The organism is Arthrobacter sp. B1805, assembly GCF_002929745.1.
Classification (GTDB): domain Bacteria; phylum Actinomycetota; class Actinomycetes; order Actinomycetales; family Micrococcaceae; genus Arthrobacter_D.
The window spans coordinates 15,620-31,223 of the sequence record NZ_PJIQ01000007.1 but is presented as its reverse complement, the minus strand read 5'-3'; the positions used below and the strand labels follow the sequence as shown (position 1 = coordinate 31,223).

Genomic DNA, 15,604 nt, shown 5'->3' with positions numbered 1-15,604 from the left:
CTGTTCATCGGTTTCTACGGGGTCTGATGCGCACGGTCGGAAGCTCCGGGGCCGGCAGGGGTTCGAGCGGGTCATCATCGGGGAGACCGAACGAAGGGTGCCGGCTGCCGGAGCCGGGCGAAATCTCGTCCTGCCACCGCGCCCTGTACTCGACGATCTCCTCGTGGGAACGGCCGACGAAGTTCCACCACATGACGATCTCCTCCCCGAAGGGCGTACCCCCGATGAGGATCAGCCGGGCGGGGGTGTCCGAGGTGTTCCTCAGGGTCACCGATGCCCGTCCCACGGGGAGGTAGGCAAGGGAGTCAGGCGGGACCGGTTGGTCGTCGAGCGATACCGCGCCGGTATCGACGAGGAAGCCGTGCTCGAAGTCTCTGTCGAGCGGGATCGTCGCCGCACCCGACGGACGAACGAGCACTTCGGCCCCGACGAGCGGAGTGTGGGTAGGGACCGGCGACGACACCCCGCCGACGCTTCCGAGGAACACGGTCAGGCGATACCCTTCAGCCTCGACCGGGGCCGGGGCGAAGTGGTCGAAGCGCCTGTCGATCGTCCGCCTGTGCTCGGGCAGCGCGACCCAGAGCTGCACTCCGTGCAGGAGGTCCGTGTCCGGGGTGGAGACCTCGGAGTGCGACACGCCCGACCCGGCGGTCATCAGGTTGAGGTGACCCGGCCTGATCACCGCATGCGTCCCAGCGCTGTCGCGGTGCTCGATCTCACCGGAGAACAGCCAGCTGACGGTCTGCAGCCCGGTGTGAGGGTGCGGCGGCACCTTCATCCCTCCGGTATCGCTCACGCGTGCCGGGCCGTAGTGGTCCAGGAAGCACCAGGCTCCGATCAGGGATCGGTGTCGTTGGGGGAGTGTGCGTCGGACACTCATCGCTCGGGGTCCACCCAGCGGGACGTCCCGCGGCTCCATGACATCGGCGCCCTGACGAGGAGGGAGCGAAGGCTCCGCGGCCGGAGCAGTGATCGGACGTGGTGCTTCGAGGTTGCTCATCGTGTGGTCCTCAGCAGGGCTCGGTCTCTGGCAGGTATGTCTGGCGACGCTCCAGTGTCATCCTATGTGCAGCGGCGCTATCCTCCTACGCCGTAGGGGGCGCCGCCTCACAACTCGAATTCGATGGCGCGACCCCTTGGGGAAGCGTCACAGGACGGGGTCGGCCAGCGCGTCGGCGACGGGGCTCTCCAGTTCACGCCTCAGGGTCGGCAGGACGGCAGAGCCGATCAGATCGAGCTGCTCGTGCACGATCCGCTCGGGCACTCCGCCGAAGTCGATCCCGAACAGCTGCCGCTGATAAGGACCGAACGAGTCCCGGAACGTCATGATGTGGTCGATGACCTCCTGCGGGCTGCCCACGGCCAGGCCCGTCGTCCGGGCCGCCGTCTCGAGTCTGCCGGCGCTCGACATGACCGGGTGCGAGTAGTAGTAGGGAGAGAATTCCTTGAAGGCGGCCTGTGATGTCGGCCTGACGAAGATCGCCCCACCTGCTCCGACGATCGCATCCTCGGGCCGGCCGTGACCGTTCTCCGAGAAGCGTCGGCGGTAGAAGTCGACGTACTCCTTGAAATAGGACACCGGCATGAAGAGGTTGTTCACGAAGAAGCCGTCTGCATAGTGGGCGGCCTGCTCGGCGATCTCGGGGCTGCGGATGGATCCATGCCACACGAAGGGCGGAATGCCATCCAGGGGCCGGGGCATCGCGGTGAACTCGAGCAGCGGCGTGCGGAACTGCCCGCTCCACGTCACCTTCTCCTCCCGCCACAGGCGACGGAGCAGTGCGTAGTTCTCGACGGCCAGCGGGATGCCCTGGCGGATGTCCTTGCCGAACCAGGGATACACCTCGGCCGTGTTGCCCCGCCCGAGCATGATGTCGACCCTCGGACCGGCGATGTGCTGCAGGGTCGCGAAGTCCTCGGCGATCTTCACCGGATCGTTCGTGGTGATCAGCGTCGTCGAGGTGGAGAGCGTGATGTCCGTCGTCATCCCCGCGACGTACGCCAGGAGCGTGCTGTCCGAACTGGAGATGAAGGGCGGATTGTGGTGCTCCCCGATGGCGAACACATCCATCCCGATGTCCTCGGCATGTTTGGCGATGCGTCCCAGCCCGAGGATGCGTTCGGTCTCGCTGGGGGTTTCACCCGTGGTCGGATCCGGCACGATGTCGCCGACCCCGAAGATTCCGATGTCCACGCTGATCACTTCTCTTCCCTGTGTGGTTGTGCACCCGACAACCACGTCCCCCTGCCGTTTATGCCCCCACCGAACTGCACGCGACACGAGTCGGAGGGGCCGCCCCAGAGGTCGCGCGGTCAGGGCGGTGTTGTTCCCGTGTACCGGCAGTGCTCATCCTCGCCCAGGCATTCCTGCGGTTGCGGCTCGCCTCGCTGATATGGGCGGAGGTACCTGGAACGGCCGCAGGACGTCCGTCGCTAGGCCCTCGAGCGGGTCGCCAGCAGCCGGAACTCGGGGTGGTCGGCCAGGAAGGAGAAGGCCATGGGGCACTGGGGCGCTACGTTCAGTCGCCTCTTGTGGACGTTGAGCATGACATGGCGCATGAGGGTCGTATCGAAGCCCTGATCACGGAACCCCGTCTGTTCGACGCCGTCGAGGAGGTTCACCTGCCCACCGTTCATGGAGTACTTCAGGTATGCGGCGAGTCGGCCATCGACGAACAGTTCGAATCGGCGGTACAGCAGGTTGTCCCGGAAGGTCTCGCGTGGCGGAGCAACCGGGCCCCGTTCCATCGCCTGGCGCGCTCGGTAACCGAGTTCGTCGACGACGCTCTGGTAGCGCTCGACGGCGCCGGGCGGCGGGTAATCCGTATCGAGCATCCGGTAGACCTGGTTGGCCATGATGCGGAGCTGGCGTGTCGACGCGGTAGTGAGGTCCTCCGTCGACAGGTGGTCTTCGCCCCTGTGCGTGTCGGACTGGAGCCCGGTGGTCCGGGAATCGGCGGGCGTCTGGTGGGCGGGCCGAGCGAATGAGACGACGTTGCTGCGCGAGACGGTTGCGGCTGTCATGGATGAATCGGTGTTGGCGGTATGCATGAGTTCTGTCATTGCCATTCCTGTGCTTGTCAGAACCATGGCCTGTGGCTAGACCCCGGTGTCACTGAAACAGTAGCGACAACACGGGCAAAAGAAAACTAAGCAACCTTATCGCTTGGTCGATCGATCAGGCCCAGAGCTCGAGTTGCACCTGAGCGGCGAAGCGCCTCAGGTGCACCTCGTCCTCCTCCGTGAAACGGCGTGGACGGTCATCGATGATGCAGAGGCTCCCGATCCGCCAACCCTCCGCGGTCGACACGGGATGTCCGGCGTAGAAGCGCACCTCGGGTCCGTCCGCGACGAGGGGATGATCCCTCCACGCCGGGTCGCTACCGGCATCGGGGATGACGAGCGTGCGGTCCCGCTCGATGGTCCGCGCGCACAGTGCGAGATCCCGTGGCAGATCCTGGCCGATCGGGCCTACGACGGATTTGATGACCTGCGCGTGCGCCGTGATCAGGGCTATGGATGACGAGCTAACGCCGAAGTGTTCCCGGGCGTCCCGCGTGATGCGGTCGAACCGCTCTTCCGCCCCTGACTCGAGCAGCCCTGTCTCGTACAGGGCATGGCACCGCCGGAACTCGGCATCCTCCAGGGCGGAGGTCTTCCCGCGCCCCTCGTCATGGGGAGCACCCTGCTGGGTGCTGGTGCTGTGGTCTCCTGCCGGGGGAGCCGTGAAGTCGTACCCGTCAGGCGACAGGACCAGGCGCCGGAGGTAGTCGTCGTACCCGGAGTCGAGTGTCGCACGCTCGTCGCTGTAGTGCGCGCCGTCGACCAGTGACCCGGAACTGTCCAGCAGCCCGTTGATGGTGTGTGCGAGCAGGTTGCGCCGTTCCAGGGGGAGCATCACCAGTCCACAGAGGTAGCCGTAGACACCGAGCTCGTCGGAATCACCCGAACACTCGAGATATGCCCTGCGCACCTCCTCGACCGTCAGTCCGGCTGCCCTGACGGTCTGGATCGCGCTCCATTGCTGCAGGTGCTCGTCCAGCACGGTGATCCTCTCCTCTTGTCTTCCGGTCGGCCCGAATCCTGCGGCCTGGCCCGCCGTTCCTGTCGACAACCCTAGAGTCCCGAACCCTGTTTTTCGGACCGCGCCCCCCTGATCCGCTCTTGGTGGACAGAGTGGACCTGACGTGCCAGTACCGGCAGTCGCCACGTGCCAAGATAGGCCGGTGAGCACAGCATCGTCCGGAAGCGCCCTGAGCGGGTCCCACGTCACCATTCGCCCGATCCGCCGCGAGGACTACGACGACGTCCGCCGCATCACGCGCGGCGCCTACCTCGAAGCCGGTTACTTCACGGACGACGCCCACCCCTACATGGCCGTGCTGTCCGACGTCGAGCACCGCGCCCAGCACGCCGAGGTGTGGGTCGCGGAACGCGACGGCACCGTGGTCGGATCGGTGGCACTGACGTTCGCCGGGCAGCGCTATACGGACATCGCCGTCGAGGGCGAGCTCGAGTTCCGCATGCTGGCGGTCGACCCCGCAGTGCAGCGTGGCGGCGTGGGCAGGGCGATGGTCGAACAGGTCATCGAGCACGCCCGTACCCTGCCGGGGATCGAGGCGGTGAGCCTGACGAGCGGCTCCGACATGGTGCGGGCGCACCAGCTCTACGAGTCGCTGGGTTTCGTCCGCATCCCCGAGCGTGACTGGGAGGTCCCCAACGAGGACATCCTGCTCTGGGTCTTCCGCCTGGCCCTCTGAGGGGCGCGCAGTGCCGGGCGCCACCCGCGCCAGCACTAGACTGGAAGCAGATACCCACCTCCGACTTCCAGGGGAGATCCATGGCTGAGATCAACCGGGACGACGTCGCGCACCTTGCGAGGCTCGCCCACATCGACATGAACGACGACGAGCTGGACCGCATGGCCGGTGAGCTCGCCGTGATCGTCGATTCCATCAAGACCGTCAGCGAGGTCGCGGGTGACGACATCCCCGCGACGAGCCACCCCATCCCGCTGAGCAACGTCTTCCGCGAGGACGTCGTGGGGGAGACCCTCAGCAACGAGGAGGCGCTCCTCGGCGCACCTGACAACGCCGACGGCCGCTTCAAGGTCCCGGCCATCCTGGACGGGGAGTAACCCATGGCAGACCTGATCCACCTCACCGCCGACGCCCTCGCGCAGAAGCTCGCGTCGAAGGAGGTCTCCGCCGTCGAGGCGACGCAGGCCTACCTCGACCGCATCGACGCCGTCGACGGCGCGATCAACGCGTTCCTCCACGTCAACACCGACGAGGCGCTGCTCGTCGCCGCTGAGGTCGACAAGGCCCGGACCGACGGGGACACGCTGCATCCGCTGGCCGGCGTCCCGATCGCTGTCAAGGACCTGATCGTCACCAAGGGCCAGCCCACCACGGCCGGCTCGAGGATCCTCGAGGGCTGGCAGAGCCCGTACGACGCGACGGTCGTCCGCAAGCTGCGGGCCGCGAAGATGCCCATCCTCGGCAAGACCAACCTCGACGAGTTCGCCATGGGCTCGTCGACGGAGCACTCGGCGTACGGGCCCACCCGCAATCCGTGGGACCTGGACCGCATCCCCGGCGGGTCCGGCGGCGGGTCCGCTGCCGCCGTCGCCGCCTTCGAGGCGCCGCTGGCGCTCGGCACCGACACCGGTGGCTCCATCCGCCAGCCCGGCGCCGTGACCGGAACGGTCGGCGTGAAGCCGACCTACGGCGGGGTCTCGCGGTACGGCGCCATCGCCATGGCCTCGTCCCTGGACCAGATCGGTCCCGTGTCGCGGACCGTCCTCGACAGCGCCCTGCTGCACGAGGTCATCGGCGGTCACGATCCGCACGACTCGACGTCCCTCACCGATCCAGTCGGCGCGCTCGTCGAGGCCGCCCGCATGGGGCAGGTCGAGGGCATGCGCATCGGCGTCATCAAGGAACTGCAGGGCGAGGGCTACCAGGCCGGCGTCCTCACCCGGTTCCACGAGTCGCTCGAGCTGCTGCGCTCGGCAGGCGCCGAGATCGTCGAGGTCTCCTGCCCCAACTTCCGGTACGCGCTCGGCGCCTACTACCTGATCATGCCGTCGGAGGCTTCCAGCAACCTCGCCAAGTACGACGGCGTCCGCTTCGGACTGCGCGTGGTGCCCGAGGGCACGCCGACCATCGAGCGCGTCATGGGGGCCACGCGCGCCGCCGGCTTCGGCGACGAGGTCAAGCGCCGCATCATCCTGGGTACCTACGCGCTGAGTGCGGGCTACTACGACGCCTACTACGGCTCGGCGCAGAAGGTCCGTACTCTCATCCAGCGGGACTTCGCAGCCGCGTTCGAGCAGGCCGACGTGCTCATCTCGCCGACCGCGCCGACCACGGCGTTCAAGCTGGGGGAGAAGCTCGACGACCCGCTGGCGATGTACCTGAACGACGTGGCCACCATCCCGGCGAACATGGCAGGCGTCCCCGGCCTGTCGCTCCCCGGCGGACTCGCGGACGAGGACGGACTGCCCGTCGGCATCCAGCTTCTCGCCCCGGCCCGCCAGGACGCACGCCTCTACCGCGTGGGCGCCGTCCTGGAATCACTGCTCGAAGAGACATGGGGCGGCCCTCTGCTGGCCAAGGCCCCCGAGATCGCAGGTGGTAAGTAATGACTGCTGTAACCGACGAGGTCCTGACCTTCGACGAGGCCATGGAGAAGTACGATCCGGTGCTCGGGTTCGAGGTCCACGTGGAGCTCAACACGAAGACGAAGATGTTCTCCTCCGCTCCCAACGCCTTCGGTGACGTCCCCAACACCAACGTGACGCCGGTCGACCTCGGGCTGCCCGGCGTGCTGCCCGTGGTCAACGGTGTCGCCGTGGAGTCGGCGATCAAGATCGGCCTCGCGCTGAACTGCAGGATCGCGGAGAAGTGCTACTTCGCGCGGAAGAACTACTTCTACCCCGACACCCCGAAGAACTTCCAGACCTCCCAGTTCGAGGACCCGATCGCCTACGACGGTTCCATCGACATCGAGCTGGCCGACGGCACCGTGTTCACGATCGAGATCGAGCGCGCCCACATGGAGGAGGACGCCGGGAAGCTCACGCACATGGGCGGTTCGACGGGCCGTATCCAGGGCGCCGAGTTCTCGCTCGTCGACTACAACCGTGCCGGAGTGCCCCTGATCGAGATCGTCACGAAGCCCATCGTGGGTGCCGGATCGCGCGCGCCCGAACTCGCGAAGGCCTACGTCGCGGCAATCCGCGAGATCGTCAAGAACCTCGGGGTCTCGGACGCCCGGATGGAGCGCGGCAACGTGCGCTGCGATGCGAACGTCTCCCTCAAGCCGAAGGGCCAGGAGAAGTTCGGCACACGGACCGAGACCAAGAACGTGAACTCGCTGCGCGCCGTCGAGCACGCCGTGCGCTACGAGATCCAGCGCCATGCCGCCGTGCTCGATTCAGGCACGCCGATCCTGCAGGAGACCCGCCACTGGCACGAGGACACGCGCTCGACGACGTCGGGCCGGCCCAAGTCCGACGCCGACGACTACCGCTACTTCCCCGAACCTGACCTCGTGCCGGTCGTGACGAACGAAGCTTGGATCGAGAAACTGCGCGCCGAACTGCCGGAGCCGCCCGCCGAGCGCCGCAAGCGACTCCAGGCCGACTGGGGTTACTCCGACGCCGAGTTCCGGGACGTCGTCAACGCAGGGGTCATGTCCTCGATCGAGGACACGATCGCCGCGGGCGTCAGTGCCGCCGTCGCCCGGAAGTGGTGGATGGGCGAGATCTCACGCCGAGCCAAGCTCGCCGACGTCGAGCCGGCCGAACTGGGTGTGACGCCCGAACTGATCGTGGAGCTCAACGCCCTCATCGAGTCCGGCAAGATCAACGACAAGCTGTCCCGGGACGTGCTCGACGGCGTCCTCGCGGGTGAGGGAACGCCTGCGGAGGTCGTCGAGAAGCGCGGGCTCGCCGTCGTGTCCGACGACGGTCCGCTGCTCGAGGCGATCGACGGTGCCCTCGCGGCACAGCCCGACGTCGCCGATAAGATCCGTGGCGGCAAGGTTCAGGCCGTCGGGGCGATCGTGGGCGGAGTCATGAAGGCCACGCGCGGCCAGGCGGACGCCGCACGCGTGCGTGAGCTGATCCTCCAGCGCCTCGGCGTCGAGGGCTAGGTCGCAGCAGAGCACGGAACAGCATCGACGAGGGAGGGCGCGATGGCGGTCATGCCGAGGGCAGAGATCGACATCGGGCCCTCCCTCGTCCTGTCCCTGCTGATCGAGCAACACCCCGACCTGGCGCACCTGCCGCTCCGGTTCGCCGGACACGGGTGGGACAACGCGCTCTTCCGGCTGGGGGACGAGCTCGTGGTGCGGTTGCCGCGGCGCGAGCTCGCGGGTGCGCTGATGAATACGGAGCAGCGCTGGCTGCCGGGCCTGACGGCGCACCTCGCCGTGCCGACGTCGGCACCCGTGCGGACCGGCCTTCCCGGACCGGCGTTCCCGTGGCACTGGTCCGTCTGCCGGTGGATCGAGGGTGCGAGCGGAATCACCCTGCGGCGGGCTGCCCGACGCGCGGCAGCTCCACAGCTCGCCCGGTTCGTCGCGGAATTCCAGCAACCGGCCCCGGCCGGTGCTCCCGTGAGCCCTGTCGGCCGTGGCGGTCCCCTGGCGGCCAGGGACGACGTCGTGCGTGCCCGCCTGACGTCACTTCCCGCGCTGCCGAAGCTGCCCACTTCACGATTGCGGCACGTGTGGGAGGGTGCGGTGGCTGCCCCGACGTGGAAGCAGGCGCCCCTGTGGCTGCACGGGGACCTCCACCCTGCCAACGTCGTGCTCGCGCCGGGAGGGAGCCTGGCCGGCGTCGTCGATTTCGGGGACCTGTGCGCCGGGGACCCAGCAACGGACCTCGCCGCGGCCTGGCTCATGTTCGACGCGGACGGCCGGGCCGTTTTCCGGCGCGAGGTCGAATCGCTCCGACCGACCGACGCCGCCACCTGGGCTCGGGCTCGCGGGTGGGCCCTCAGCATGGGCAGTGCCCTGGCGGTCTCCTCCGACGATTTCCCGGAGTTCCTTGCGCTCGGGGTCGAGATCCTCACCGCAGTCCTCGAGGACTGAGCTTTGTGCAGTCGCTCCGCCAGGCGACTACGTGCGCGCGGGAGCGCGGGAGTGCAGGGACGGCGGCACGTCGTGGACGGGTCTTGGTACTGTTGCTCCGGGCGCATCCCGCCCGGAACTCGTACCGTCCTGGCCCAGCCCATCCCGCTGGCCGCCGGGAGCGGCGTGGAAGGAACTGTCCAGTGAAGGCGCTGTACAAATCCGGGGCACATCCCGGTTTCGATCTCGTGGACCGGCCCGAACCAGATGCTGGGTGGGGTGAGGTCAAGATCCGGGTCATCACCACCGGTATCTGCGGAACGGACCTCCACATCGAGAGCTGGGATTCCTGGGCGCAGGGCATGATCCAGGCACCCCTCATCCCCGGTCACGAGTTCTACGGCGAGGTGGTGGCGCTCGGGGAGGGCATCCGCGGGGTGCGCGTCGGCGACCGCGTGTCCGGCGAGGGCCACATCGTGTGCGGCGTGTGCCGCAATTGCCGGGCCGGGCGCCGCCAGATGTGCATCCACACCTCGAGCGTGGGTGTGCAGCGCGACGGCGCTTTCGCGGAGTTCGTCGTCGTCCCCGAGACCAACGTCTGGGTTCACGATGCCGGCGTCACGCCCGAGCTCGGCGCCGTCTTCGATCCCTTCGGCAACGCCGTCCACACCGCCCTGAGTTTCCCGCTGGTCGGCGAGGACGTACTGATCACGGGAGCGGGGCCGATCGGACTCATGGCCGTCGCCGTCGCCCGCCATGCCGGAGCCCGCAAGATCGCCATCACCGACGTGTCGGCTCCGCGGCTCGAGCTCGCGCGCGGCGTCGGAGCCGATATCGCCGTCGACGTCAGGCGCGTGCGTATCGCGGATGCCCAGCGCGAGCTCGGCATGAAGGAGGGGTTCGACGTCGGCATGGAGATGTCCGGCCATGCGACCGCGCTCCCTGAGATGATCGACAACATGAACCACGGCGGGCGTATCGCCATGCTCGGCCTGCCCTCGGGGCCCATCTCCATCGACTGGGGCAAAGTGGTCACGCACATGCTCACCCTGAAGGGGATCTACGGGCGCGAGATGTTCGAGACCTGGTATGCGATGAGCGCCATGCTGCAGTCCAACCGGACCCTGCAGGAGGCGGTCTCGTCCGTGGTGACCGACTGCCTGCCGGCGAGCGAGTGGCAGCAGGGCTTCGACACAGCGCGCAACGGCGCGAGCGGCAAAGTGGTCCTCGACTGGACCACCTTCTAGGAGGATTGGAACACCGTGTATTCAGCAGTCCGCGACCAACTCGCCGGTGAACTGGACGACATCCGCAGCGCAGGCCTCTTCAAGCAGGAGCGCCGGATCTCCTCGCCTCAGTCCAGCCACATCAGGGCCGGAGCGATCGACGCCGGCGACGCGCAGGTGCTCAATTTCTGCGCCAACAACTACCTCGGGCTCGCCGACCACCCGGACATCATCGCGGCCGCGAAGAGGGCGCTCGACGAGCGCGGGTTCGGCATGGCCTCCGTGCGCTTCATCTGCGGCACGCAGGACCTCCACCTCGAGCTCGAGCGGCGCGTCTCGCAGTTCCTCGGCACCGAGGACACCATCCTGTTCTCCTCCTGCTTCGACGCGAACGGAGGCGTCTTCGAGTCCCTTCTCGGGCCGGAGGACGCCGTGATCTCCGATGCACTGAACCACGCCTCGATCATCGACGGCATCCGCCTCTCGAAGGCGCAGCGCTTCCGCTACGCGAACCGCGACATGGCGGACCTCGAGGCGAAGCTGCAGGAAGCCTCCGGCGCCCGGCGACGCCTTGTCGTCACGGACGGTATCTTCTCGATGGACGGCTACCTCGCTCCGCTGGAGGCCATCTGCGACCTCGCCGAGCGGTACGACGCGATGGTCATGGTGGACGACTCCCACGCCGTCGGCTTCATGGGGGCCACCGGCGCCGGCACGCCCGAGCACGCCGGAGTCTCGGGCCGCGTGGACATCTTCACCGGCACTTTCGGAAAGGCGCTCGGCGGGGCCTCGGGGGGTTACGTCGCCGCACGGGCCGAGATCGTCGCGCTGCTCCGCCAGCGTGCGCGCCCGTACCTGTTCTCGAACTCGCTCGCGCCGTCGATCGTCGCGGCGACCCTGACCGCGCTCGACCTTGTCCAGAACAGTGCCGACCTGCGCTCGACCCTGGTGTCCAACGCCGCCCTGTTCCGCCGCCGGATGACGGAGGAGGGCTTCGAGTTGCTGGCGGGGGAGCACGCGATCATCCCCGTCATGTTCGGCGATGCCGTGCTCGCCGCCCGGACGGCCGACGCGATGCTCGCCCACGGCGTCTTCGTGACGGCGTTCAGCTACCCGGTGGTGCCGAAGGGGAAGGCTCGCATCCGGGTGCAGCTCTCCGCCGCGCACTCCGACGAGGACATCGAGGCGTGCGTCCAGGCTTTCGTCGCGGCACGGGCCGAGGTAGCAGCGAACCGGGAGGCCGCGAACGAGGTCGGCAGCGACGGCGACGGTGCTGCGAACTCGTCCACGGGCGCGCACGTGGGCGGGACGGGCGAGGCCTAGGCCTCGCCTGCACATGAGCCTCGCACGGGCGTTCGGGCACTTCGGGGGAGGCTCGCCCTAGGATGACGGGATGGGTTCCATGGAGTGCGACGTCCTGATCATCGGCGGCGGGATCGCCGGACTGTCGCTGGCGTCCGCGCTGGCGCCGTTCTCCAGCGTGGTCCTCGTCGAAGCCGAGACCACGCTCGGCTACCACACGTCGTCGCGCTCGGCCCGGCAGCTGATACCGAGTTATGGCCCCGAGCCCGTCGTGGACCTCACGCGCCGTACCCTGGACCTCCTCGCGGAGGTCCAGCAAGCCACCGGGCTGGCGCTGACCATGCCGCGGTCGTTCCTGCTGATCGGGTCCGCCGCCGATGTCGACGCCAGAACCACCGCGGGCATGCGCCGGCTGTCCCACGCCGAGGCCCTCGAGCTCTGCCCCCAGCTCCGCCCCGAATCGTTCGAGGCCGCGGCGATCGACCCCGACTGCGTGGGCACGGACACCGACCTCCTGCTCGAGTTCCACCGACGGAGGGCAAGCGACGACGGCGTCATCATCCTGACGGGGACGCCCGTGACCTCCGCCCTGTACGACGGCGAGGGCTGGAACGTCCGGGCGGGCCGCAGGGGTATCAGGGCCGGCGTGGTGGTCGACGCGGCGGGAGCCTGGGCCGACGGCGTGGCCGAGCTGTGTGGTGTTCGGCCCCAGGGACTCGTACCCTACCGCCGCACCGCTGCCATCGTCGGTGCGGCGAACGCGCCGCACGTGGGGACCCCGATGGTGGCTGCCGCCGACGACTCGTTCTACTTCCGTCCCGACGCGGACGGCGTGCTCATCTCGCCGAGCGAGGCCGAACCTGCCGAGCCGGGCGACGCACAACCCCGGGCGGGCGACGTCGAGCGTCTCATCAGGCACCTCGACTCAGTGACCACGCTCGGCATCTCGTCCATCCGTCGATCGTGGACGGGCCTGCGGACACAGCGGGACACCGGTCTGCCGGTCGTGGGATTCGATGCGGTCCATCCCGGTTTCTTCTGGCTCGCGGGACAGGGCGGGTACGGGTTCCAGACGTCGTCGGCGATCGCGGAACTCGCGGTCGTCCTCCTCACAGGCGCGGATCCGGCCGATCTCGGCGCCGATCCGGCTCGAACCGCTGGCGCGGAGGCAGCTCTTCGGCCTGCCTGACCGCCGTGCGGGCACTGGATTCCCGGCCTGGCCAGCAGGTACGTGGGACCGATCCGCGCGCTCCCCGGGAAGCCTCGACGCCGTCAGCGAACGCAGGGTCCGCTACCGCCCCTCCGGACGAACGAGTGCCGCAGCAGGTCTAGGATGGGCGCATGAACGTCATCGAAACGCGCCTCCCCGGCATCGGGGTGCGGCGCGAGATCGTCACGGGCTCGGGCCGGAGGGTGGGAATCGTCGCCCAGCGCGACGGGGATCTCGACCTCATCATCTCCAAGGCCAACGACCCGGATGCATGTGTCGCCTCCATTCCGCTGACCCCGGACGAGGCAGCGACCATCGGCAACCTCCTCGGTTCCCGTCAGCTCGTCGCGCAACTGACGGAGGAACACCGTGACCTGCCCGGAGTCTCCACGCGGCAGTTCCTGATCGAGCGCGGTTCGCCGTTCGACGGACGCCCCCTCGCTGACACCCGGATGCGTTCGCGCTCCGGCGCCTCGCTGGTCGCCGTGCTGCGGTCGGGTCAGGTCCAGGCCTCACCCACGCCCGATTTCATCCTCTCCGCCGGTGACCTGCTGGTGGTGGTGGGCACCTCCGAGGGCCTCGACGCCGCGGCGGACATCCTGCGTAACGGCTGAGCCGCCGGTGCACACGTCTGCCCTCACCCTGATCGAACTCGGCGCCATCCTCCTGTTCCTCGGGATCCTCGGGCGGCTCGCCGGCCGGATCGGGCTCTCGCCGATTCCGCTCTACCTCGTCGGAGGTCTCTTCTTCGGGCAAGGTGGCTTCCTCGAACTCGAGGGGGTCATCGAGTTCAGCGAGGTGGCCAGCGAGATCGGCGTGATCCTGCTCCTGCTCATGCTCGGGCTCGAGTACACCGCCAAGGAACTCGTCACCGGGCTGCGGCAGTCCTGGCTCGCGGGGATCGTCGATTTCGTCCTGAACTTCACCCCGGGTGCGCTCGTCGCCGTCATCCTCGGATGGGGTCCGGTCGCCGCCCTCGTCATGGGCGGCGTCACCTACATCTCCTCCTCCGGGATCGCCGCCAAGGTCATCACGGACCTCGGGCGGCTCGGCAACCGGGAGACTCCCACCGTCCTTGCGATCCTCGTCTTCGAGGACCTCGCGATGGCCATCTACCTTCCCGTGCTCACTGCGGTCCTGGCGGGGCTCAGCTTCGCCGGCGGCCTGGGAACTGTCGGGATCTCCCTGCTCGTCGTCACCCTCGTGCTGGTCGTCGCCCTGCGCTGGGGCAACGTCGTCTCCGCGGTGGTCGACAGTACCGACCGGGAGGTCTTCCTCCTGACCCTCATCGGAGCGGCGCTCCTCGTCGCAGGGCTTGCCTCCGCACTCCAGGTGTCAGCGGCCGTCGGCGCATTCCTCCTCGGCATCGCCATCTCGGGCGCGACGGCGGAGAACGCCGCGCGCATCCTCGAGCCCCTGCGGGACCTCTTCGCAGCCATCTTCTTCGTCGTGTTCGGACTGAACACCGATCCGGCGTCGATCCCGCCGGTGCTCGGTGTGGCGCTGCTGCTGGCCCTGGTCACCTCGGCGACCAAGATCGCCACCGGCTGGTGGGCGGCACGCCGACAGGGCATCGGACGCCTGGGACGGGCGCGCGCGGGTACCGCACTCGTGGCGCGTGGGGAATTCTCGATCGTGATCGCCGGGCTCGCGGTCGCATCGGGTGCGGTCCTTCCCGACCTCGCGGCACTCGCGACGACCTACGTCCTGCTGATGGCCGTTCTCGGTCCGGTGATGGCGCGCCTGGCCGAACCCGCGATGGCACTCGTCGAGCGCATCCCCAGGCGGCGGGCGCGCGTCCTCACCGCCGGGTAGCCGCGTCACGTATTCCTGCACCGGACCGGCGCATTCCTCTGCCGGACCTCTGCCGGACCTGTGCGTGAACAGGAGTGGAGCTAGTCGTCCAGGATCTTGCCGATCGGTTCACGCTTCTCCGCCTGGAAAGTGTCCTCCTCGCGGCCATAGGCCCAGTAGCCGGACAGCGATACCTGTGACCGGGCGAGGCCCTTGTGCTTGAACAGGACATCCCGCAGGGCTTTCATGGCGCCTCGTTCGCCGTGCACGAAGGCGTCGACCCGGCCCTCGGGCCACGGGCCGGCGGCGACGGCGTCCGCGAGCAGCGTCGTCGTACCGGCCGCTCGGCCGTCCCGCTGCAGCCAGTGCAGTTCGAGGCCGGCCGGAGCGGCGAGCGGGATGATCTCGGCTGCGCTGTCCACCTCGATGTACGCGTGGCCGACGGCAGCCGGGTGCAGTGCCTCGATGCCGGCCGCAATGGCGGGCAGCGCCGAATCGTCCCCGACGAAGAGGTGCCAGTCGGCGTCCTGGTCCGGTGACCACTTGCCGGAAGGGCCCATGAGCACGAGGGCGTCGCCCGGCACGGCCCGGGCGGCCCAGGGTCCCGCGATGCCCTCGTCGCCGTGCACCACGAAGTCGATCGCGAGGCGCTGGGTCTCACGGTCGAGCCACCGGATCGTATAGGTCCGTTTCACGGGCCTGTCCTCCGCCGGGAGCTCGTCCTTCAACGCCGCGAGGTCGTACGGCGGCACGAGCCCGAGCTCGGGCTTCGCGAAGAGCAGCTTGGCGTACTTGTCCGTCGCGTCGCACTCCTGGAGGTCCGCGAAGCCTGGTCCGCCGGCCACGACCCGCACGAGGTGCGGGCTCAGCCACCGGGTCTCCTGCACGGCGAGGACCGCCTGGGGGCGCGGCGGTCTGGGCGGAGCTTCGGTAGCGGGCGAGGACATGAGGATGCGCTTCTTTCACGGGAGGTGTTGTTAGCCCACCCTAA

The 15,604-nt window shown here is 68.5% G+C and carries 15 protein-coding genes; 10 read left to right on the top strand and 5 right to left on the bottom strand.

Features of this window, described 5'->3' with window-relative positions:
- Nucleotides 1-4: 4 nt before the first annotated feature.
- From CXQ96_RS09420 to CXQ96_RS09405, 4 genes are all read right to left on the bottom strand, one after another.
- On the bottom strand, nt 5-1,000 hold the full coding sequence (locus tag CXQ96_RS09420) for a pirin family protein (protein ID WP_104117790.1): 996 nt from the start codon (nt 998-1,000) through the stop codon (nt 5-7).
- A gap of 147 nt (nt 1,001-1,147) precedes the next feature.
- Nucleotides 1,148-2,194, bottom strand: coding sequence for a CE1758 family FMN-dependent luciferase-like monooxygenase (locus CXQ96_RS09415; protein ID WP_104117929.1), 1,047 nt, complete (start codon nt 2,192-2,194; stop codon nt 1,148-1,150).
- A gap of 239 nt (nt 2,195-2,433) precedes the next feature.
- Complete coding sequence (locus tag CXQ96_RS09410) at nt 2,434-3,063, bottom strand: GNAT family N-acetyltransferase (RefSeq protein ID WP_104117789.1); 630 nt, start codon at nt 3,061-3,063, stop codon at nt 2,434-2,436.
- A gap of 115 nt (nt 3,064-3,178) precedes the next feature.
- Complete coding sequence (locus CXQ96_RS09405; protein ID WP_181036412.1) at nt 3,179-4,045, bottom strand: GAF domain-containing protein; 867 nt, start codon at nt 4,043-4,045, stop codon at nt 3,179-3,181.
- Nucleotides 4,046-4,253: 208 nt separating this feature from the next.
- Here CXQ96_RS09405 and CXQ96_RS09400 point away from each other — a divergent pair, with 208 nt between their 5' ends.
- The 10 genes from CXQ96_RS09400 (at nt 4,254) to CXQ96_RS09355 (ending at nt 14,634) form a co-directional block, all read left to right on the top strand.
- Nucleotides 4,254-4,760: a GNAT family N-acetyltransferase gene (locus CXQ96_RS09400; RefSeq protein ID WP_146070853.1), complete on the top strand. Its 507-nt coding sequence runs from the start codon at nt 4,254-4,256 to the stop codon at nt 4,758-4,760.
- Nucleotides 4,761-4,840: 80 nt separating this feature from the next.
- On the top strand, nt 4,841-5,137 hold the full coding sequence (gatC, locus tag CXQ96_RS09395; RefSeq protein ID WP_104117787.1) for an Asp-tRNA(Asn)/Glu-tRNA(Gln) amidotransferase subunit GatC: 297 nt from the start codon (nt 4,841-4,843) through the stop codon (nt 5,135-5,137).
- A gap of 3 nt (nt 5,138-5,140) precedes the next feature.
- Nucleotides 5,141-6,646 carry an Asp-tRNA(Asn)/Glu-tRNA(Gln) amidotransferase subunit GatA gene (gatA, locus tag CXQ96_RS09390; RefSeq protein WP_104117786.1) on the top strand — a complete coding sequence of 502 codons (1,506 nt, stop codon included), beginning with the start codon at nt 5,141-5,143 and terminating at the stop codon, nt 6,644-6,646.
- A complete protein-coding gene (gene gatB / locus CXQ96_RS09385) occupies nt 6,646-8,160 on the top strand; it encodes an Asp-tRNA(Asn)/Glu-tRNA(Gln) amidotransferase subunit GatB (protein WP_104117785.1) in 1,515 nt (504 codons plus the stop codon). The genes gatA and gatB overlap by 1 nt, the downstream gene beginning before the upstream one ends.
- A gap of 42 nt (nt 8,161-8,202) precedes the next feature.
- Nucleotides 8,203-9,102, top strand: coding sequence for an aminoglycoside phosphotransferase family protein (locus CXQ96_RS09380; RefSeq protein WP_104117784.1), 900 nt, complete (start codon nt 8,203-8,205; stop codon nt 9,100-9,102).
- Nucleotides 9,103-9,284: 182 nt separating this feature from the next.
- On the top strand, nt 9,285-10,328 hold the full coding sequence (gene tdh / locus CXQ96_RS09375) for an L-threonine 3-dehydrogenase (RefSeq protein WP_104117783.1): 1,044 nt from the start codon (nt 9,285-9,287) through the stop codon (nt 10,326-10,328).
- 15 nt (nt 10,329-10,343) lie between these two features.
- Nucleotides 10,344-11,630 (top strand): glycine C-acetyltransferase, encoded by a 1,287-nt coding sequence (locus CXQ96_RS09370; protein ID WP_104117782.1) that lies wholly within the window; start codon nt 10,344-10,346, stop codon nt 11,628-11,630.
- Between the two features lie 70 nt (nt 11,631-11,700).
- Nucleotides 11,701-12,798 carry an FAD-binding oxidoreductase gene (locus tag CXQ96_RS09365; RefSeq protein ID WP_258059001.1) on the top strand — a complete coding sequence of 366 codons (1,098 nt, stop codon included), beginning with the start codon at nt 11,701-11,703 and terminating at the stop codon, nt 12,796-12,798.
- Nucleotides 12,799-12,950: 152 nt separating this feature from the next.
- A complete protein-coding gene (locus tag CXQ96_RS09360; protein WP_104117781.1) occupies nt 12,951-13,433 on the top strand; it encodes a cation:proton antiporter regulatory subunit in 483 nt (160 codons plus the stop codon).
- Nucleotides 13,434-13,440: 7 nt separating this feature from the next.
- Nucleotides 13,441-14,634 (top strand): cation:proton antiporter, encoded by a 1,194-nt coding sequence (locus CXQ96_RS09355; protein WP_104117780.1) that lies wholly within the window; start codon nt 13,441-13,443, stop codon nt 14,632-14,634.
- A gap of 80 nt (nt 14,635-14,714) precedes the next feature.
- On the opposite strand, the gene CXQ96_RS09350 is transcribed toward CXQ96_RS09355, so the two are convergent.
- Complete coding sequence (locus tag CXQ96_RS09350; protein ID WP_104117779.1) at nt 14,715-15,560, bottom strand: siderophore-interacting protein; 846 nt, start codon at nt 15,558-15,560, stop codon at nt 14,715-14,717.
- Nucleotides 15,561-15,604 lie beyond the last annotated feature (44 nt).

What these genes read in the sequence shown, in the direction of transcription:
- CXQ96_RS09365 (WP_258059001.1), top strand. Translation starts at nt 11,701, where the DNA reads ATGGGTTCCATGGAGTGCGACGTCCTGATCATCGGCGGCGGGATCGCC.
- CXQ96_RS09410 (WP_104117789.1), bottom strand. Translation starts at nt 3,063, where the DNA reads ATGACAGAACTCATGCATACCGCCAACACCGATTCATCCATGACAGCC.
- gatA (WP_104117786.1), top strand. Translation starts at nt 5,141, where the DNA reads ATGGCAGACCTGATCCACCTCACCGCCGACGCCCTCGCGCAGAAGCTC.
- CXQ96_RS09360 (WP_104117781.1), top strand. Translation starts at nt 12,951, where the DNA reads ATGAACGTCATCGAAACGCGCCTCCCCGGCATCGGGGTGCGGCGCGAG.
- CXQ96_RS09380 (WP_104117784.1), top strand. Translation starts at nt 8,203, where the DNA reads ATGGCGGTCATGCCGAGGGCAGAGATCGACATCGGGCCCTCCCTCGTC.
- gatB (WP_104117785.1), top strand. Translation starts at nt 6,646, where the DNA reads ATGACTGCTGTAACCGACGAGGTCCTGACCTTCGACGAGGCCATGGAG.
- CXQ96_RS09350 (WP_104117779.1), bottom strand. Translation starts at nt 15,560, where the DNA reads ATGTCCTCGCCCGCTACCGAAGCTCCGCCCAGACCGCCGCGCCCCCAG.
- CXQ96_RS09420 (WP_104117790.1), bottom strand. Translation starts at nt 1,000, where the DNA reads ATGAGCAACCTCGAAGCACCACGTCCGATCACTGCTCCGGCCGCGGAG.
- gatC (WP_104117787.1), top strand. Translation starts at nt 4,841, where the DNA reads ATGGCTGAGATCAACCGGGACGACGTCGCGCACCTTGCGAGGCTCGCC.